The sequence below is a fragment of the Paenibacillus borealis genome, from assembly GCF_000758665.1.
Lineage (GTDB): Bacteria > Bacillota > Bacilli > Paenibacillales > Paenibacillaceae > Paenibacillus_AQ > Paenibacillus_AQ borealis.
This window is the reverse complement of record NZ_CP009285.1, coordinates 7,713,777-7,733,154: the sequence shown is the minus strand read 5'-3', so window position 1 is coordinate 7,733,154 and position 19,378 is coordinate 7,713,777. Positions and strand designations below refer to the sequence as shown.

Sequence of the window (19,378 nt, the reverse complement as noted above, 5' to 3'; positions counted from 1 at the left end):
TAATCATCAAGACCAGGCTGCGCTTTATGGGGCTATTTTAAAGTTCTCGACCAATACCTGCAGCTTCTCGGCGAGGGACGAGAGGAAGGCAGCGGAAGATTCCACTTCCTCCATGGCGGCAAGCTGTTCCTGCGAAGAGGCTGATAAGGTTTCTGCACCTTCAGCTGTCTGGTTAGAGACGGCTACAATCTTCTGAATCGCGGTTACAAGGCCATCGGAGATCAGCGCGAGCTCCCGGACCGTTGCCGAGATCTGCTGGCTCTGCGAAGACATATCGGATACGGAGGTCTCGATCTCGGAGAAGGAATGTCCGGCAGCGATGATCATCTCTTTGCCTTGGTGCATCTCTTCTGTGGAACGTTTCATGGTCTCTCCGGCTTTGTCCATCTGATTCACAATCAGACTGACCAGTTCACCAATCTGGCCGGCAGACTTCGCTGAACGTTCTGCCAGCTTGCGTACGGAGCCCGCAACCACGGCGAATCCCCGGCCTTCTTCCCCGGCACGTGCAGCTTCGATTGCCGCATTCAGGGATAACAGATTCGTCTCTTCGGCAATACTGGCAATAGTGCCGACAATATTCTCAATCTCCTTAGAATGGCTGCCAAGCGTCTGAATAATGCCAGAGAGATCGGAAATACTACCGCTCACAATCGCCATCTGTGACGTGGTTGAATCCATAGACTCACGGCCTGTACGGGCTTTCTGGGCATTGAGGGCAGCGTTATTCATGGCGCTGTCCGCATTGTCGGCGATTTCGGTAATGAAATGCGACATTTCCTGTACGGCTTTGTAGCTGCCTTCGAGATTCTGTAATTGGGTATGTGCGCCGTCTGCCAAGTCGATGGTAACATTGACGCTGTGTTCCCCGGCGCGGTTGGTCTCCTGTGCGCTTGCAGAGAGCTCCTGGGAGGAAGAGGCGACCAGCATGGAGGTATCATTAACCTGTGTAATCAAATTGCGTAAATTCAGTGTCATATCATTGAAGTCGCGGGCCAGTTGGCCGATTTCATCCTTGCTCTTGAAGGTCATCGGTTCCCGGCTAAGATCACCTTTGGCTACGGTGTTGACGGAAGCGGACAGTTTGGTGAGCGGGCTTACCATACGGCGGATCATCAGATATGCGGCAATAATGGCCACAATCAGAATCGAACCCCCGATAATGAAGGGTTGAGTAATAATTTCCATCGTCCGTGTCTGAATCAGTGGGCCGTCAAAGCTAATTGCCATTAAAGCAATGATTGGTTTGGTAGGGTCATGGTCCTGATAAATGGGGCCGTAGCCGGTTTTAAGCGAGGTTCCTTGATATGTATATACTTTGGAGTATGCGGAATGCTTCATGGTGGTAATCATTTCTTTATCTTCATCGGAGAAATAGAAGGGATCTCCTGCTTTATATCCTCGTTCTTTGAACCGTGCGTCAGCGGCCAGCACCTTGCCGTCCAGCGAGAGGATGAACGCTTCCTTAAAAATAGGCTTGTGTTCATTAATCCAGCCTATGCGGTCTTCAATGGCACTTAACTTGCTCGTATCGCCTGCAGCCAGAGCTGCTATATCGGCGGGATCGATAAGGCCGGTAGTTATATTGGCACAGCCTACCAGTTCAATCCCTGCGGCTTCATCGATTTGCTTATAAGCAGCATTATAACCGAAGAAACCAATGGATGATCCCACCACAAGCAGTACAATCAGCATCATCCAAGTTAATTTTGTTGCCAATTTCATAAAAATGATCACCAGCCCTGACTCTAAGTATATTAAGTGATTTTTAGTACGATACCATTCTGAAAAGGGAAGGTAAAGCCGTTTCTACTCATCACTGCTACGATTATAGCGCATCGCTGCTGCCTAGGCATCAGCCAGAATAAAGTATTTTTGTGTCGGAGAATGATGATTTGTGTAAACGAAAAGCATTGAATCTATAGCTAAGATAATGGTACGCTTGCAATAGAACAAACGGACTGGGAGCTGAAGGGATGACGCATGATATCAATCCGTTGATCGAACGTGTGGGATTATCCATGTGGAAGGTGCAGCGCAAAATAATGTCGCAGATGTCTCTGCATAAGGAAATCGGATTAACTGTACCGCAATTCGGACTGCTGCATATGATTTCGCAGGAGAAACAGGCGCGGGTCATTCAACTGGCCGATAAGCTGGAGGTGAAATCCAGTGCGGTCACGGTAATGCTGGACCGTCTGGAACTGCTGGAGCTGATAGCACGCGTTCCCGACGAGAACGACCGCCGGGCGGTAATCGTGACGATTACGGGCAAGGGACAAGGGGTTCTTGAGGAAGCGCAACACCGGTCGATGCTGCTGCTGGAGGAGCATTTATCCATACTTGAGCCGGAAGAGCTGGAGAAATTCGCACACTATTATTTGCTGCTTGAGAAGCAGGAACGATAACATTGCACTGTCGTACTAGCGCATGATGTATATAAAATAAGCCAGCACCCTAATTTCGGGAGGCTGGCTTATTTCTGATTGTTCTATACAAGCTCAGAACTATTCTTCAGCAGGCGCTTTGTCCGGCAGCTGTGTGACATAGCTGTCCGATAACTGGCGCAGCCTTAAGGCACGGGTGTATTCATCCTCTGTGCCGGCAGGCGTATGGCCGCCATTCGCAAGCAGATACTGTGTATTATCTTCAAAGCTGTTGCCGGGAATGAGCAGCCCGGAGCTGGCAATAAATGAGCCGGTAGGCAGGTAATACCGCTGAGGCAGCAAATTGTAAGACTGGCTGAGCAAATCCTGGCCGAAATGAATATTGTTATCCATCGATACGCCCAGCAGGCTGGCCGCAGTAGGCATAATATCCACTTCTCCGCCCACCTGCTCAAGTGTCTGTGGCGCTAATTGCTGGCCGTGAATGAGCAGCGGAATATTGAGCATGTTTGCATAGGCGTAATCATAACCATAGATTTCCTTCATTAATTCCTTGTCGTCATGATCGAGCGAGTAGATTGGCAGTCCCATATGGTCTCCATAGACCATAATCAGGCTGTTATCCCATAATCCGTTCGCCTTCAGTTCATCGACGAATTGTCCGAAGGCATAGTCAGCATAATTCTGTGAGCGGATATAATCTCCAACGAAAGTACCTTCATAACGTTCAGGCAGCTTCATTTTATACTTTTCTGCAGGGATGGTGAACGGATGGTGGGCAGACATTGAAATCACCTGTGCGTAGAACGGCTGTCCCTCATCGTTCATTTCCTTCAGCTTCTCTGAAGTTTTGCGGTAGAGCACTTCATCGGAGGCGCCGAAGAAGAAGGTATCTTCGTCCCCGAAGAATTTGTGATCGTAATAATGATCCCAGCCCAGTGAGCTGTACAGCTCGCCGCGGTTCCAGAATTCCACATCATTGGTATGGAAGGTGGCTGTCTGGTACCCGCTGGCCTGCAGCAGACGAGGCAGACTTGGCACTTCCTTATCCACATAAGACATTGTAGCTGCGCCCTGCGGAGGAATGTAGAAGGATGAATTGACTACGAATTCTGCATCTGAAGTGTTGCCCTGGCCGACCATTTGATAGAAGTTGTTGAAATACAGGCTGTCCTCCATCAGGCGGTTCAGATTAGGTGTGACTTCCTGGCCGTCTACCTTCAGACCGAGCAGGAAGTTCTGGAAGGATTCCAACTGAATGATAATCAGATTCTTGCCCTTGGCAGCCCCGGCATACGGGGAGACCGCCGAAGCATCAATTCCTTTGAGCTGGTTTATGGTATCCTGCGTAATCTCGCTGGCCTCCACAAGCTCTGGTTTATCTTGAGCAAAGATAGTGTATGCTTCATAATTAAGGATACCCATTTCCTGAGCCTTCTTAATTTCGTTCATACTTGCTTTGTTGGGAAGAATATTGAACAGGCAGAGGCCGAGCGAAACTGCGAACAGCACGACATGCAGCATTCTTCCGTTATGGCGGTTAATTTTATCCTTCTTGTAATTGCGTCCGTTCTTGTTAATGAAGAAGTAGAAGCCAAGGACGATAATGTCGGTGAAGATCAGCAGATAATAAGGGTCCATGAGTGAGAATACGCTGTTGCGCACCGCAGTGACCTGGTTCACCTGCTCGGCCGCATGGTAAGTGACAATAACCCCGTAATATTTGAAATACATAATAGCGGCAAAAAAGATGGCGGTAACCAGCAGATTAACCGTCATGTAATATCCGAGTTTCCGTTTGGAAGCAAAACGCTCAATCAGGAAGAATAGTGCCCAGACAAAAGGGATTTCAGTCAGTACAGATTTCCAGAATTGCGTGTCTTCAAAAATGACACCCCAGGCTAAAAGGCTTTTAAGGACGAAAATAATCGAGAAGAACACAAATGGCTTGAGCAACCATCGTTTTATCGTTACGGATGACACAGCTTCGCCTTCTTTCTTAAGAATAAACATGTTTCCCGGCTGGGAGGAAACAGCAGCATGAGGACAAAAGAATACCATTATCAATAAAGCCTATTATGCAGCGCCAGGGAAGGAATGTCAAAAATCAGAAATAGCCGTATCCCCCTTGGGGAGAGCGTAAAATCAATCCTGAATGAATCAAAGGGCGGGGAATGCCCTCAGGCAGGGTTATATAAGTGATAAAGGACGAAAATGACGTCTGAGCCAGAAGAATGTACCGGGAAGTAATGGAGGTGATGCATGTTGAGTTATGCAGAAATCGCTCTATCCGTGAGAGCACTGGTGGAGTATGCCTTCAGCAGCGGCAGTCTGGAGCCGGGATTCCGCAGCGGCGCAGCCATGGTGGAGGGTACGCGCAGCCATCAGCTAATTCAGAAGCAATATAAGGAAGGGGACCGCAAGGAGGTTTATTTGAAAACGGAGATTCCCCGCGGGAATCTGCTGTTCATCATCGACGGGCGCTGCGACGGCCTGCTTGCTGCCGGGGACGGCAGCCTGACCGTGGAGGAGATCAAATCCATGTCAGGAACGCCGGATTCCTCCCTGGAGGGACGGGAGGTACACTGGGCGCAGGCTTTCATGTACGCCTACATCCTTACACAAGATCTGGATCTCCCTGCAATACAGGTTAAGCTAACCTATGTGCAGCGGGGAAGCGGGGAGCAATACAGCCTGTACAGGGGAATGACCCGCGAAGCGCTGACGGCCTTCGCTGAAGAGACGGTAGCCAGGTATGCGCCTTATGCCGAGATGATGGTCCGCTACAAGGCAAAGAGGGAGGAGAGCATCCATAGCCTGTCTTTTCCGTTCCCGGCTTACCGGCCCGGCCAGCGTCATTTCGCTGCCGCTGTCTATACTTCGATTGCAGAGGGGGCCAATCTCTTCGCCCAGGCACCTACAGGCATCGGCAAAACGATGTCCACCCTGTTTCCTGCGGTCAAAGCGCTTGGTGAGGACAAGATATCCGGCATCTTTTATCTGACGGCCAAGACGGTTACACGGATTGCGGCACAGGAGGCGGTGATAATGCTGAACAGCCAGGGGCTGCATCTGCATGTAATTGCGCTTACGGCGAAGGAGAAGGCTTGCTTCCGTGAGGAAGGAATCTGCGGCGCCGACGCCTGCCCCTTTGCCGAAGGCTACTATGACCGGATCAATGCCGCCATGATTGATATGCTGGAGCACGAAACGCTGATGACGCGCGAGACAATTGCCGGTTATGCCCGGAAGCATGAGGTATGCCCGTTTGAATTCTCCCTCGATGCCGCCTACGCCTGCGATGTTGTCATTTGCGATTATAATTATGTCTATGATCCCCGGATCAGCCTGAAACGGATGTCCGAGGAGCGGAAGAAAAAGACAGCGCTGCTCGTAGATGAAGCGCATAATCTGGTGGACCGGGGACGCGAGATGTATTCTGCCTCGCTTACCAAGGCGCCGTTCCTGGCGCTTCAGCGGCAGTACAAAACGGCCTATCCGCGGCTAAGCAGCGCCGCGAAGGCCGTAAATGCCTTCTTCATCGCGCTGCGTAAGAGCTGTGGCGATAAGGGGGCCGGGGAGTGGAGCGAGTATCCCGGGGAGCTGCCGGAGCTGCTGGAGCTATTCGCTGCTGAAGCCGAGCTGGAGCTGCTCCAGCCTTCTTCCTTGATCACTCCGGCGGCGGAGGAGGGGGAAGCCGGCAGCCTGCTGGATACGTTCTATGCGGTACAGGGAATGCTGCGTACGTTCAAGACCTATGATGAGCGCTACATTACCTATGCGGAAGTGCGCAGCGGTGATGTGTACCTGAAGCTGTTCAATCTCGATCCTTCACATTTGCTGCAGCAAATGGCTAAGAGCTTCCGCAGCCAGATCCTGTTCTCAGCGACACTTGCGCCGCTCTCGTATTACAGGGATATGATCGGCGCAGGGGAGGAGGACTACAGCCTGAGCCTGTCCTCGCCTTTTCATAAAGAGCAGTGGCAGGTATCTGTGCTTCCGGTATCCACCCGCTACCATGACAGGGAGGCCTCTTTACAGCCCCTTAGCGATGCACTCCAAGGGATGGTCTCGAGGAAGGGCAATTACCTTGTATTCTTTCCCTCTTATCTATATTTGAAGAATGTATATGAAGTGTTCACTGAGAAATACCCGGAGGTCACTACCCTTCTGCAGGGCAGCGGCATGAGCGAGACTGAGCGGGAGAACTTCCTTGCGGCGTTCCGCCCGGACAATCCGGATACTCTGCTCGGCTTTGCTGTGCTGGGCGGGATTTTCTCCGAAGGGGTGGATTTGCCTGGTGACCGGCTGAATGGTGTGATGGTGGTAGGTGTCGGCCTGCCGCAGGTGGGGCTGGAACGCAATCTGCTGCGGAGCTACTTTCAGTCGCAGGGCAAGAACGGGTTCGATTATGCCTATGTCTACCCGGGCATGTGCAAGGTGCAGCAGGCTGGAGGGCGGCTGATCCGCAGCGAGAACGACAGCGGCACTATTGTGCTGGCGGATGACCGCTTTCTGCAGAATTCTTACCGGCAGCTGCTCCCTGAGGAGTGGCGGGACTACTTTGTCATGGCATAAGCGGGTATAATCGTTGAAAAGGCATTCATTAGACAACAGGAGGTAATGACATGACGCTTAATATCGGAATAGTCGGAACAGGGTGGTTCTCCAAGGTGCATGCAGATTTGCTGGCAGGGATGGAGGATGTATCACTGAAGGCGGTCTGCGGCAGCAGTAAGCAAAAGGGTGAGGACATGGCCCGTCCTTACGGAGCCGAGGGCTACGGGGATATTATCGAGATGCTGGATGCGCACAAGCTGGATGCCGTCTATATCTGTGTGCCCCCACAGTCACACGGGGCAATTGAACGGGCGCTGATCCGAAGAGATATCCCCTTCTTTATCGAGAAGCCGCTGGGCTCAAGCACGGAAATTCCGGCCAGCCTGCTGCAGGATATTAAGGAGCATCAGCTGCTGACTTCCGTCGGCTATCATTTCCGGTATCAGGAGAACATCCAGCGGCTGAAGCAATCGCTAAGCTCGGACAAGGTAGGGATGATCGTCGGAGAATGGATGGGCGGTATGCCGGGGGTGGCCTGGTGGCGCAACCAGGAACAGTCCGGCGGACAATTTACGGAGCAGACGACCCATATCGTTGACCTGCTGCGTTATCTGGCTGGTGAGGTAACAGAAGTCTATGGTATGTTCGGCAACCGGATCATGCATGAGAAGCATGAAGGAGTGACCGTGTCTGATGTGGGTACAGTATCCCTGAAGCTCGAAAGCGGCATTATTGCCAGTATCTCCAACACCTGCGTGCTGCCCGGCGAAGTAGGCAAAGCGGGCATCAGCTTCTATAACGATAACGGAATGCTGGACTGGAACCCGGAACGTCTGCTGGAAGTCCGCAGCGGGGACAGCAAGGAATTCAAGAACACAGGTAATCCTTACGCGGTGGAGAGCGAAGCTTTCCTGTATGCTGTGCGGACCGGAGACCGTTCCCGCATTCTCAGCGATTATGAGGACGGATATAAGACCTTGAAGGTGACCTGCGCAGCTTATGACTCCGCACAGAGCGGATTGCCGGTGAAGCTGTAGGCTTGCAGGCTGTAGAAAAAAGACCGGCAACATGGCTTTCGCCTTATGCTGCCGGTCTATGGCCCAAGCCGGGACGGCCTAGTGGAGGAAAACCGCGAGCAGTGCCGGCGCAAGCCCGATAGAGAACAGCGCCGTCAGAATCATCGCGATACTGGAGATGGTGCCGGTCAGCGAACTCAGCTCGAAGGCTTTGGACGTGCCTGTACCATGCGCTGCGGTTCCCAGCGATACCCCGCGCGCAATTTCATTGTCAATGCGGAAAAGGCGGAGCACGGACGGTCCCATCATCGTTCCCAGTATACCGGTCAGAATCACGAAGACCGCTGTAATGCTGGGAACACCGCCGATGCTTTGCGAGATGCTCATGGCGATCGGTGTGGTCACCGAGCGAGGCACCAGACTGGTTGCCAGATCACCGCTGAGATGCAGCCATTTGGCCAGCAGCATGGAAGAGATCACGGCAATAACCGTTCCTGACAGCACGCCTGCCGCAATTTCGGCGGCGTGCTTTTTGAGTACCTTGAAGTTTTTATGGAGTGGGATTGCAAAGGCGATGGTCGCCGGTTGAAGCAGGTCCGATAGCCATTTGCCTCCCGCATTGTAAGATTCATAAGAGCTGCCCGTCATCAGCAGGAAGGCGATGATCAGCAGCGGCGTAATAATCAGCGGAGAAGTGTACATTTTGCCGCTGGAAGCATAGACGCGTTTGGCCAGGAGGTAGACAGCGATTGTAAGTCCAAGAAATAATAAGCCGGTTATCATGAGCTTCTGCGCTCCTTTATTCTATAAATAGCACCAGTAAGTACCCCGGAGCCGGCCATTACAGCAAAAGTACCCACGAGCACAACCGCCAGCACCTGCAGACCGTCTGCCTCCAGCAGCTTCGAATATTTCATGACACCTATAGCCGAAGGAATGAAGAACAGCAGCAGCTCGGCAAGCAGCCACGAAGCGCCAACCTCCACCCAGTTCAGCCGGATCACACCGGACTCCAGCAGCAGAAATAAAAGAATCATCCCGATAATGCTTCCGGGAAGCGGAATATGCAGAAATGAAGTCAACGTATTAACGAGCAGGGAGAAGACGGTAAGTCCCGCGACCTGTAGTAAGCCTAAGGCAATCTTTTTCATATCGATTACCTCCTTTCATCTTACTGAAAGTTTACATCTTTTTCTTTCATAGGTACAATGAATAGATTGAATATCTCACATTCTTTTCATCTATATATGGGGGTTATCGTTATGGACATCAGACAGCTGGATTATTTCGTGCAGGCGGCCAGGCTGAACAGCTTCTCCAGGGCGGCGGAATCGCTGTACATTACCCAGCCCACGATCAGCAAGATGATCCGCAATCTGGAGATTGAACTGGGGGCGGATCTTTTTTACCGGGAGGGCAAAAGCATCCGTCTGACGGATGCCGGTGAACTGCTGCTGGTCAAGGCGCAGAATATTGTAGAGTCCTTCACGAGCCTCTCCTCGGAGCTGGACAGTCTGCGCAATCTGAAGCAGGGGCATATCCGCATTGGGCTGCCCCCTATGGTGGGAGCAAGCTTCTTCCCGGCTGTCATCGGGGAATTCCACCGCCGTTATCCGGAGGTGACGATAAGGCTGCATGAAGACGGCGCCAAAAAGGTAGAAGATGATGTGGAGTCCGGCCTGCTTGATATCGGAGCGATTGTATTGCCTGTAAACAGAGCCAAGTTTCACTGCTTCACCTTTGTGGAGGAGAAGCTGCAGCTGCTGGTTCCCGCTGGACACCGTCTGGACGGGGCACAGAAAGTGCAGCTGAAAGAGCTGGCAGAAGAGGAATTCGTGCTGTTCCGGGAGGACTTTGCCCTGCATGACCGGATTATTTCGGAGTGTGTCAAAGCAGGCTTTCAGCCCAAGGTGGTCTACGAGAGCTCGCAGTGGGATCTGATCAGCCGGATGGTTGCTGCGGGAATGGGCATTGCGCTGCTGCCGGAGACCATATGCCGGGATATGGACCGTTCACGGATCGCAGTGATCCCTCTGACCGAGCCTGTAATTCCCTGGCAGCTGGGGATGATCTGGCGCAGAGACCGTTATTTGTCCTTCGCGGCACGGGAATGGATCGCTTTCGCGATGAAAGTGCTCGGAGAGCTGTAAACGACATTTTTTTCTTTTTTTTCAAAATATGTTTTTTGGCATCATGATTTATGATAAGGGAGAAGTTGATAGAGAGAAGGTGAGTAACCGTGAACCTTTACCAGAATTCCCCCGATAGCCAGAGCAGGGATTATAGAGAAGATGAGCTGTTCCTTACTATAGAAAACTTAAGAAGTGAATTGCTTGAGGTGGCCCAGGAACGGAGTTTGAGCGATCATGCGGTTCTGGAGCTCAGCCAGCGGCTGGACGGATATATTGTACTGGCCCAGAATCTGATGATGGAGAGTCTGCGCAGCCGCAAGAGCGGATCAGGAGCCTACATCAAGAACACCAAAAACCAGCGGATCCGGAATAAAGCTGCTCTTCAGCAGTAGTCTAAATTATACAATAACTCCAATTAGCGTTTGGATACAGAGGTCTCACAATGTGGGGCCGTTTTGTTGTGCTTTCAATAGTCATCACCTATAATGGCAATTAATAGAAGGGTTACAAGTGAATCCTTGAGGAGGTGCCGGGTGGAGGCGAAACTGACAACGATACGAACGGAAATTGAGAAAAATCTGTCCCGCTCGGGCCATAATCTTGCCTCTTTTGCCAAAATCTCCGGCCTGAACCGCGGAAGTCTTAGTGCGATCCTTCATGGGAATCCTCCCAAGCCGATTTCTCTGGGACAACTGGATGCGATGACCCGGGCATTCGGATTCCCTGAGGGCTGGCTGTATCCGCTATACGTGGAAGAGTGTTTTAGTGAGTACAGAATTTCCCGCCGCCGTGTGGAGCCTTTTTTGGTCCGGTGTGCGGAAATTGGCAAGCAGCAGTGTATCGATGAAGTCTTGAGCAGGATTATGGAATATCCTAAACCGCTGGATATCATCTATACGGTAGCGGAAAGGCTGTTCGGCAGCGGCAAAACGCAGGAATCGGTCGTGTTCTACAGGCTTATTGTAGACAATGAGCTGGATAGCTACTCGGAACGGATGGCCATCAGCCAGTACCGTATTTTCAAATCCCTGCAGTCTGCTCCTAATGTGGATATGGAACAGAAGCTGCGCGCTGTAATCAGCTTTGAACCGTTCCGTGGTCTGCTCCCCGAGGACATGCAGCTCGATGGGCTGCTCCAGCTGGCGAAGGTATGCTTCGCGCTGCACCGCTGGAAGGATGTAGAGAAGTTTGCGGATGAGCTGAGGGCATTAGCCAATGGCATTTACCGCGAGGAGCTTCGCAGGAGCAAGGGGAAACGGATGGAAGCTTTCCAGGCTGAGCGCCCGCTGGTAGTCTATTATGGCCATGGCTATCTGTTGAAAGCATCGGCTCTTACTAAGCAGGGTGAATATGAGCGGGCTAAGAAATACACTGCCGGTTATGCGGATCTGGGATGGTTTGAGCTGCTGGACGATGAAGGGCGCAGTGCCGTGGATAGTTTCCGGCTGTTTGCTGTCGCCAATGGATTTACACTTGAGATATTAATGGGCAATACTTCAGTGCTCTCCGCATATATAGCCTTTTTGGCAGAGCATCCCGGCGAAATTCTATCCGGCATGGTCATTATTCTGGAGTCGGCCAACCGCTTCGGCTTCTCTGCGGACACGGTGTTGTCACGCTTTTCCAGGGAGATGCTGCGTTTTGAACAATTCCAGGACCCGATTAATGTAGACCGTGTGTACCGTCTTTATTACCAGATAGCAATGTATCATATCTCCCGTAAACAGTACTCCAGAGGAATTGACCATATTATTCAATGTCTGCGCTTAACCGTCAGGCTGAATAGTGGAAAGGACTTTATTAATTGTGTGACCCTCTTCGAACTGAACAGAGAATTCTCCTCCGACACCCAGCAGAATGCCTATAGGGAGCTGTTAAGGGAAGTGAGGCAGCATGAAGAAATCACCGATCATGAGAGCCCGCGTTTTGGCGTTATTTAGCCTTATTGTTACGATATCTTAGAATAACTCCCCGGCCATCCGTGTCGAGGGAGCGTTTGTGTGTGTAAATGTGAAAAAAAGTACAATATACCGCCATGCTGCGTTCTTCAATCTGTAATAATTGATAGCGTATTCAAGAATTGACAAAGCATTGCCCGGAAAATATAATTAGGTAGCCTAATTAATATAGTATTTAATTATTTGTATACCTAACGAAAAAAGAGGTGGAAACATTGGGATAAATAGTGAAGATGAAAATTCAGTCGGACACAAGCTTTTCTCCGCACTCCGGAAGTTGCGCAAAGGCCATTTGCACCACTCCGTGGAGGGTCATAAGCCAAGTGAGATGACTTTATTGATATGTATTGCACGGGCGTCCCATTCATCCGACGTAGGACTTAAGGTTTCTGAAATCAGCCGCTTTCTGGGGCTGACTCCGCCCACGGTCACACAGCTGATCAACAGCCTGGAGGCAAAGCAGATGGTGGAACGGCAAGCCGACGCCTCTGACCGGAGAGTGGTACGCATCAAGTTGACGGAACAGGGGAAAATTATTACCCGCAAGGCCAAGAAGCACATGGATACCACACTTAACAAAATGGTGGAGTATTTGGGTGAGGAAGAGTCTAATCAGCTGGCAGAGCTGCTGCTTAAGGTGCATGCCTTCATGAAAGACAATCCGCCGCCTAATCTAGACCGGTTACAAATGAACGGAGATGAGAAACTTGATTAAATTACTTAAGCATTTGAGACCTTTCCGATTAGCAATAGCTGCAGTACTGATTCTCGTATTCCTGCAGTCTATGGGGGATTTGTATCTCCCGACCCTGATGAGTGACATTATTGATAAGGGGATTGTAGATGGCGATCAGCCTTATATCTGGAGAATCGGCGGATTCATGCTGCTGGTAGCGGCAGGCGGTGCAGTCTGCTCCATTATTGCCAGCTATCTGTCGGCTAAGGTTGCAGCCGGTTTCGGTAAGAACACCCGGTCACGGATGTTCAACCATGTCGAGAACTTCACGCTGCATGAATTCGACAAGCTGGGCACGGCTTCATTAATTACACGCACTACCAACGATATTACACAGGTCCAGACCGTATTGACTATGATGCTCCGCATGATGGTTGGTGCTCCGATGATGATGATCGGCGGGATTATTATGGCGGTGTCTGAGGATGCCAAGCTCTCGCTGATCTTTGTAGTGGTCATTCCGCTGCTGGTTGGAGCGATCTTCTTCATTGGTATGAAGGGGCTTCCGCTGTTTAAAGCAATCCAGATCAAGCTGGATAAATTAAACCTTGTGCTGCGTGAGCATTTGACCGGTATCCGCGTCATCCGCTCCTTCAACCGGATTGAGCATGAGAATAAGCGTTTTAGTCTGGCTAATGCAGATTTGACGGATACTGCCATCAAAGTGAATAAGGTTATGGCCGGACTGATGCCGCTGATGATGATCGTGATGAACTTCTCCATGATCGCTATTCTGTATTACGGTGGAATCCGGATTGGCGACGGCGATCTGCAGGTGGGTTCACTGATGGCCTTCATTCAATATGCGATGCAGATTATGTTCTCCCTCATCATGGTTTCGATGATGTTTGTCCTGATTCCACGAGCGTCTGCCTCTGCACTGCGTATCAATGAAGTTCTTGATATGCAGCCTGAAATTACAGATCCGACTACTGCAGACCTGAAGACTACGGCTACAGCTACCCATGCGGACGGCCGTGACGGTATGCGCGGTTTCGTGGAATTCGACAACGTGTCCTTTTCTTATCCGGGGGCTGAACAGCCTGCGCTGTCCGGAATTACCTTCAGTGCGCGCCCCGGCGAGATAACAGCGATTATCGGCGGAACCGGGTCAGGTAAATCGACGCTGCTAAGCATGATTCCAAGATTCTATGATGCTATTGAAGGTGCGATCCGCGTGGATGGAGTGGATGTACGCCAGATGACGCAGGAGGATCTGCGGAGCAAGATCGGTTATATCCCGCAAAAAGCCGTGCTGTTCACCGGTACCATTAACGAGAATATCCGTTACGGGAAAGAAGATGCTACGGAGGATGAAATCATTCATGCCGCCAAGGTGGCCCAGGCCTATGATTTCGTAACGGCCATGAAGGACGGCTTCAATTCGGAAATTTCCCAGGGCGGAGGCAATGTCTCCGGCGGCCAGAAGCAGCGGTTGTCCATTGCCCGCGCACTGGTACGGAAACCGGAAGTGTATCTGTTTGACGACAGCTTCTCGGCGCTTGACTTCAAGACCGATGCCAAGCTGCGTGCTGCCCTTAAGGGGGAGACTACAGAATCTACAGTCCTTATTGTCGCACAACGTGTCAGTACGGTTATGGATGCAGACCGGATTATCGTACTGGATGACGGTGAGGTTGTCGGAATGGGCACGCACCGCGAGCTGCTGGATAACAATGAGGTGTACCGCGAGATCGTATCCTCGCAGTTGTCAGAGGAGGAAATAGCATGAGTGAGCAGAATAAAGGAATGAAGCCGCCGGGCCGCAGACCGGGCGGTGGCGGATTTGGCGGCGGCCCAGGCGGGCCGGGCATGAGAATGCCGGCTGAGAAAGCCAAGGATTTCAAGGGAACGCTGCGCCGCCTGATCCGGTATTTGCGTCCGCGCCAGGTTCAGCTGATTATTGTGTTTGTGATGGCGATTGCCAGTACCATATTCAGTATCTTCAGCCCTAAAGTGATGGGTAGAGCTACCACCAAATTGTTTGAAGGCGCCTATGGCAAGCTGATGGGCATGCCGGGGGCAGAGATTGATTTTGGCTATATTAATAATATTCTGATCCTCCTGGCTGCGCTGTATCTGTTGAGCTCACTGTTCAGTTATATACAGCAGTATGTAATGGCCGGTGTGGCACAGAAGGTCGTATATGATATGCGTGAGCAGATCAACAGCAAGCTTGAGCGGCTGCCGCTGAAGTATTTCGATTCCCGGACACACGGGGAAATCCTAAGCCGCGCGACCAATGATGTGGATAATATCAGCACTACCCTGCAGCAGAGCTTGACCCAGCTTATTACGTCCATTGTGACGATTATCGGTGTCATAGTGATGATGCTGACCATCAGCCCGTGGCTGACGTTAATTACCATAGTAACCCTGCCGCTTAGCTTCGTGGTTATTATGCTGATTACCAAACGCTCACAGACCTATTTCATCGGCCAGCAGAAATCGCTGGGCCAGCTGAATGGCCATGTAGAGGAAATGTATACCGGACACCGTATTATCAAAGCGTTCGGACGTGAGAAGAACTCCCTGAAAGACTTTAACAAGATCAATGATGACCTGTACAATTCCGGCTGGAGATCCCAGTTCATCTCCGGGATTATCATGCCGCTGATGATGTTTATCGGGAACCTTGGTTATGTGCTCGTATGTGTGGTCGGCGGGATCTTCGTAACCAAGAAAGCGATTGATGTCGGTGATATCCAGGCATTCATCCAGTATTCGCGCCAGTTCACCATGCCAATTACGCAGACAGCCAATATTGCCAACATTATTCAGTCCACAATCGCTTCGGCCGAACGTGTATTTGAACTGCTGGATGAAGAAGAGGAAATTCCTGAAGTGGGGACTTCACTTGCGAAACGTCCAGCGGATGCAGAAGAGGGCTCCGTGGAGTTCCGCCATGTGAAATTCGGCTACAAAGAGGATGCTATTCTCATTGAAGACATGAATATCGAGGTCAGCCCGGGACAGACCATTGCAATTGTAGGTCCGACCGGAGCCGGTAAAACGACCCTCATCAACCTGCTGATGCGCTTCTATGAGATCAGCGGCGGGGAGATTATTATCGATGGTGTCAATATCACCAATATGAAGCGCAGCGAGCTGCGCAGCAAATTCGGTATGGTGCTTCAGGATACCTGGCTGTTCAACGGCACCATCCGTGACAATATCGCTTACGGCCGGGAAGGTGCTACGGAAGCTGATGTGGTCCGGGCAGCCAAAGCTGCGCATGCCGACCACTTCATCCGTACGCTGCCGCTGGGCTATAACACGGTCCTGAATGAGGAAGCCTCGAACATCTCCCAAGGGCAAAAGCAGCTGCTTACCATTGCCCGGGCAATTCTGGCTGATCCATCGATCCTGATCCTGGATGAAGCAACCAGCAGCGTCGATACCCGTACGGAAGTGCAGATTCAGAAGGCTATGAATACGCTGATGAACGGCAGAACCAGCTTCGTCATCGCCCACCGCCTGTCCACCATCCGTGATGCGGATCTGATTCTGGTCATGAATCAGGGCAGCGTGATCGAGAAGGGTACTCATCTGGAGCTGCTCGAAGCAGGCGGCTTCTACGCCGACCTCTACAACAGCCAGTTCTCCGGGGATGATCTGCCGGACGTGGGTTAACCAGCATAGGACCGCGGGTAAACTGTAGAGATTTACTCCAAACATCTGCTCTAAAATGTACTGTGAAGATGTACTGTAACAATCGGCTGTATCCTTCAGCTTTGCTCATAGCCCCGGCGTTCACTGCAGGCAGTCTGCGTGAACGCCGGGGTTTTTGCTGTATACGGTCAGCGGAGGCGAATTAGGTGGCGGTAAACGGAAATGGAATATTCGCTTGAAATTCTTGCATAAAATACAACAATCCCCCCGGTAAATCGGCCTTAAATCAAAATTGTTGTACAAAAGGTAGCATTTCCCCCTCTTTCAAGCGGCTTAGCGTGGAAATTATTGTATTCCGTACAACAATCCTCTCCCCTACCCAATAATTCAGGGAGCGAAGTTGTAATTCGTACAACATTTCGGGCAGAATCATGCCGCGCGGGCTTAAGCAGAACCGGCTATTTTTCCCTTGGGTATCATATACTATTTTCCAGATAATAATAGAGATAAAGTCTACGGAGTTCGCCCGTTATAGACGCTATGAATCAGGGAGTTCCTGGGCAGCGGTGGAGATAACTCTAGCTATCTATTATTTTAGAAAAAAGGTTTGCTTAAAATTTTCAGGGTATATATGATAAGAATAGTAAAATGACCCGCGGCTCATTTTGGGCTTGCGGATGTGAGAGAGGATGAAAGGGATGTCAGGCTACGGTAAATGGGTAGCAGGGGGCAAAACGAAATGGATTACCCTTCTGGTGTGGATTGCAGTTGTAGGGGCTTTGACTATGATCTGGCCTTCGGTGAACTCACAGGTTATCAATAATGCATCCAACCTGCCGGAGGATTCGCAATCTGTCCGCGCAGCGGCCGTTGCGGAGAAAGAATTTCCTGCCGGAAGCGGCGTACCTGCCTTGCTGGTATGGCACCGTGAAGGCGGGTTGTCAGAAGAGGATCTCTTACATATAACTGCTGTATACTCCAAGCTTGAACAGCAGCCGCTCGAGCATCAGAACTTCGTTCCGCCGCTTGGACAGCTGCCGCCGCAGGCGCTGCAGGCTTCACTGTCAGAGGACGGAAGTACGCTGGTTACACCGGTGCTGTTTGACAAGAACGCGGACAGTGACCAGCTCGGTGAATCGCTGACTGCGATGAAGAAGCTGGTGGGTACTGAAACAGGCACGGATCCTTCTGCAGTGAAGCAAGACAGCGGCGACTTAAGCCTGCGTGTTACCGGCCCTGTCGGGATATCGGTAGATGCCACAGGCTTGTTCAAGAATGCCGACGTTTCACTGCTGATTGCAACAGTAATTCTGGTGCTCGTCTTCCTGCTGTTGATCTACCGGTCGCCGATTCTGGCATTAATTCCGCTCATTGGAGTCGGCTTTGCTTACGGCGTGACTAGTCCGCTGCTTGGCAAGATGGCAGAGGAAGGCTGGATTACGGTGGATTCGCAGGCCGTATCTATTATGACGGTACTGCTATTCGGGGCGGGTACAGACTACTGCCTGTTTATGATTTCCCGGTTCCGTCAGATGCTGAAGGTTGAGGAGAACAAGGGGCGTGCACTGCTGAGTGCAATCACCCATTCCTCCGGAGCGATCGCCATGAGCGGATTCACAGTTGTGCTTGCGCTCTTCGCGCTGCTGCTGGCCAAATACGGTGCATATCACCGCTTTGCGGTTCCGTTCAGTGTCTCCATACTGATTATGGGGATTGCCAGTCTGACGCTGGTTCCGGCACTCTTGGCTATCTTCGGGCGTACCTCGTTCTTCCCGTTTGTTCCGCGTACTCCGCAGATGGAGATTGAGCGGGCCAAGGCCAAGGGTAAACCGGTACCGCAGCCGAAGCGCTCTTCCAAAAAAGGAATCGGGCATCTTGTCATTTCCCGGCCATGGGCGATTGTGGGAGTAACCGTGGTGGTATTGGGCATTCTGGCCTCCTTCTCCAGCGGAATTAAATTCACCTATGATATCCTATCCTCCTTCCCGAAAGATATGGAATCGCGTGAAGGGTTTGATCTGATCGGCAAGCAGTTCTCTCCCGGAGAGCTTGCACCGGCCAAGCTGATGGTGGATACAGAGGGCCTGAGCGGCGGAGAGGATCTGAAGGCCATCCTGGGCGGCCTGTCCTATGTGGACGTGGTGTCTGACCCGCAGCAGGGGGCCGTCAATAAGAACATCACTGCGTATGATATTGAATTCAAGGCCAATCCGTATTCCATCGAGGCGATGAATCACATTCCTGCACTCCAGGCTACGGTAGAGCAGGCACTCACGGAGTCGGGTATAGAGAACGCGCAGGATAAGGTATGGATTAGCGGACAGACCGCCACCCAGCACGATACCAAGGAGCTTGGGGAACGGGATACCGACCTGATTATACCGGTGGTTATCGGGATGATTACAGTGCTGCTGCTGATCTATCTCAGATCTGTAGTGGCGACCATTTATCTGGTAGCTACAGTAATTCTCTCCTTCTTCTCGGCACTCGGTCTGGGCTGGATTATTATTCATTATCTGCTCGGTGCAGATGCAATTCAAGGCGCAATTCCGCTCTATTCCTTCGTCTTCCTGGTAGCGCTGGGCGAGGATTATAACATCTTCATGATCTCGAATATCTGGAAAAAGCGTAAAGCTATGCCGCTGAAGCAGGCCATCGCCGAAGGCGTGAACGAAACCGGATCGGTGATCACCTCCGCCGGACTCATTCTGGCAGGTACCTTCGCAGTATTGGCGAGTCTGCCTATTCAGGTGCTGGTGCAATTCGGCATCATTACCGCGATTGGCGTGCTGCTGGATACCTTCGTGGTCCGGCCGTTCTTGGTGCCGGCTATCACCGTACTTCTGGGCCGCCGGGCCTTCTGGCCGGGCAAGCATCAGGATGTGAGCGAGGCTTCGGCAGCAGGCCGCGAATAAGCGGATCAAGACATACAGAAGCAACAACAGGGATGCCCCGTCAAGCCTATAAAGGCTGCGGG

At 51.5% G+C, this 19,378-nt stretch carries 14 protein-coding genes; 10 read left to right on the top strand and 4 right to left on the bottom strand.

Annotation, left to right across the window (positions count from 1 at the left end; genetic code table 11):
• Positions 1-24: 24 nt before the first annotated feature.
• A complete protein-coding gene (locus PBOR_RS32880) occupies positions 25-1,725 on the bottom strand; it encodes a methyl-accepting chemotaxis protein (RefSeq protein WP_042218207.1) in 1,701 nt (566 codons plus the stop codon).
• A gap of 251 nt (positions 1,726-1,976) precedes the next feature.
• On the opposite strand from PBOR_RS32880, the gene PBOR_RS32875 reads away from it, so the two are divergent.
• On the top strand, positions 1,977-2,408 hold the full coding sequence (locus tag PBOR_RS32875; RefSeq protein WP_052429747.1) for a MarR family winged helix-turn-helix transcriptional regulator: 432 nt from the start codon (positions 1,977-1,979) through the stop codon (positions 2,406-2,408).
• Positions 2,409-2,507: 99 nt separating this feature from the next.
• Here the strand turns inward: PBOR_RS32875 and PBOR_RS32870 are convergent, their stop codons facing one another.
• Entirely contained in the window at positions 2,508-4,400 is a 1,893-nt protein-coding gene (locus tag PBOR_RS32870) for an LTA synthase family protein (protein WP_042218205.1), read from the bottom strand.
• A gap of 249 nt (positions 4,401-4,649) precedes the next feature.
• Here PBOR_RS32870 and PBOR_RS32865 point away from each other — a divergent pair, with 249 nt between their 5' ends.
• Both PBOR_RS32865 and PBOR_RS32860 read left to right on the top strand, forming a co-directional pair.
• Positions 4,650-6,965, top strand: a complete 2,316-nt coding sequence (locus PBOR_RS32865) for an ATP-dependent DNA helicase (protein ID WP_042218204.1) — start codon at positions 4,650-4,652, stop codon at positions 6,963-6,965.
• 50 nt (positions 6,966-7,015) lie between these two features.
• Positions 7,016-7,984 carry a Gfo/Idh/MocA family protein gene (locus tag PBOR_RS32860; RefSeq protein WP_042218203.1) on the top strand — a complete coding sequence of 323 codons (969 nt, stop codon included), beginning with the start codon at positions 7,016-7,018 and terminating at the stop codon, positions 7,982-7,984.
• A gap of 78 nt (positions 7,985-8,062) precedes the next feature.
• Here PBOR_RS32860 and PBOR_RS32855 read toward each other — a convergent pair whose 3' ends face one another.
• Complete coding sequence (locus tag PBOR_RS32855) at positions 8,063-8,746, bottom strand: CidB/LrgB family autolysis modulator (protein WP_081972280.1); 684 nt, start codon at positions 8,744-8,746, stop codon at positions 8,063-8,065.
• On the bottom strand, positions 8,743-9,114 hold the full coding sequence (locus PBOR_RS32850; protein ID WP_039305543.1) for a CidA/LrgA family protein: 372 nt from the start codon (positions 9,112-9,114) through the stop codon (positions 8,743-8,745). Before PBOR_RS32850 ends, PBOR_RS32855 begins: the two co-directional genes overlap by 4 nt.
• Positions 9,115-9,225: 111 nt before the next feature.
• On the opposite strand from PBOR_RS32850, the gene cidR reads away from it, so the two are divergent.
• The 7 genes from cidR to PBOR_RS32815 all read left to right on the top strand — a co-directional run bounded on the left by cidR (position 9,226) and on the right by PBOR_RS32815 (position 19,316).
• On the top strand, positions 9,226-10,113 hold the full coding sequence (gene cidR, locus PBOR_RS32845) for a cidABC operon transcriptional activator CidR (RefSeq protein WP_174479838.1): 888 nt from the start codon (positions 9,226-9,228) through the stop codon (positions 10,111-10,113).
• A gap of 89 nt (positions 10,114-10,202) precedes the next feature.
• The gene (locus PBOR_RS38525; protein WP_042218201.1) at positions 10,203-10,487 is read left to right on the top strand and encodes an aspartyl-phosphate phosphatase Spo0E family protein; all 285 of its coding nucleotides are present in this window, start codon (positions 10,203-10,205) and stop codon (positions 10,485-10,487) included.
• A 141-nt stretch (positions 10,488-10,628) separates the two neighbouring features.
• Entirely contained in the window at positions 10,629-12,035 is a 1,407-nt protein-coding gene (locus tag PBOR_RS32835) for a hypothetical protein (protein ID WP_052429746.1), read from the top strand.
• A 346-nt stretch (positions 12,036-12,381) separates the two neighbouring features.
• Entirely contained in the window at positions 12,382-12,768 is a 387-nt protein-coding gene (locus tag PBOR_RS32830; RefSeq protein ID WP_052429745.1) for a MarR family winged helix-turn-helix transcriptional regulator, read from the top strand.
• Positions 12,761-14,521, top strand: coding sequence for an ABC transporter ATP-binding protein (locus PBOR_RS32825; protein WP_042218198.1), 1,761 nt, complete (start codon positions 12,761-12,763; stop codon positions 14,519-14,521). Before PBOR_RS32830 ends, PBOR_RS32825 begins: the two co-directional genes overlap by 8 nt.
• Positions 14,518-16,422: an ABC transporter ATP-binding protein gene (locus tag PBOR_RS32820; protein WP_042218197.1), complete on the top strand. Its 1,905-nt coding sequence runs from the start codon at positions 14,518-14,520 to the stop codon at positions 16,420-16,422. Before PBOR_RS32825 ends, PBOR_RS32820 begins: the two co-directional genes overlap by 4 nt.
• Before the next feature lie 668 nt (positions 16,423-17,090).
• The gene (locus PBOR_RS32815) at positions 17,091-19,316 is read left to right on the top strand and encodes an MMPL family transporter (RefSeq protein ID WP_042218196.1); all 2,226 of its coding nucleotides are present in this window, start codon (positions 17,091-17,093) and stop codon (positions 19,314-19,316) included.
• Positions 19,317-19,378: the final 62 nt, after the last annotated feature.

Coding starts and splice junctions, on each gene's coding strand:
- PBOR_RS32880 (WP_042218207.1), bottom strand. CDS start 1,725: ATGAAATTGGCAACAAAATTAACTTGGATGATGCTGATTGTACTGCTT.
- PBOR_RS32875 (WP_052429747.1), top strand. CDS start 1,977: ATGACGCATGATATCAATCCGTTGATCGAACGTGTGGGATTATCCATG.
- PBOR_RS32870 (WP_042218205.1), bottom strand. CDS start 4,400: ATGTTTATTCTTAAGAAAGAAGGCGAAGCTGTGTCATCCGTAACGATA.
- PBOR_RS32865 (WP_042218204.1), top strand. CDS start 4,650: ATGTTGAGTTATGCAGAAATCGCTCTATCCGTGAGAGCACTGGTGGAG.
- PBOR_RS32860 (WP_042218203.1), top strand. CDS start 7,016: ATGACGCTTAATATCGGAATAGTCGGAACAGGGTGGTTCTCCAAGGTG.
- PBOR_RS32855 (WP_081972280.1), bottom strand. CDS start 8,746: ATGATAACCGGCTTATTATTTCTTGGACTTACAATCGCTGTCTACCTC.
- PBOR_RS32850 (WP_039305543.1), bottom strand. CDS start 9,114: ATGAAAAAGATTGCCTTAGGCTTACTACAGGTCGCGGGACTTACCGTC.
- cidR (WP_174479838.1), top strand. CDS start 9,226: ATGGACATCAGACAGCTGGATTATTTCGTGCAGGCGGCCAGGCTGAAC.
- PBOR_RS32830 (WP_052429745.1), top strand. CDS start 12,382: ATGACTTTATTGATATGTATTGCACGGGCGTCCCATTCATCCGACGTA.
- PBOR_RS32820 (WP_042218197.1), top strand. CDS start 14,518: ATGAGTGAGCAGAATAAAGGAATGAAGCCGCCGGGCCGCAGACCGGGC.
- PBOR_RS32815 (WP_042218196.1), top strand. CDS start 17,091: ATGAAAGGGATGTCAGGCTACGGTAAATGGGTAGCAGGGGGCAAAACG.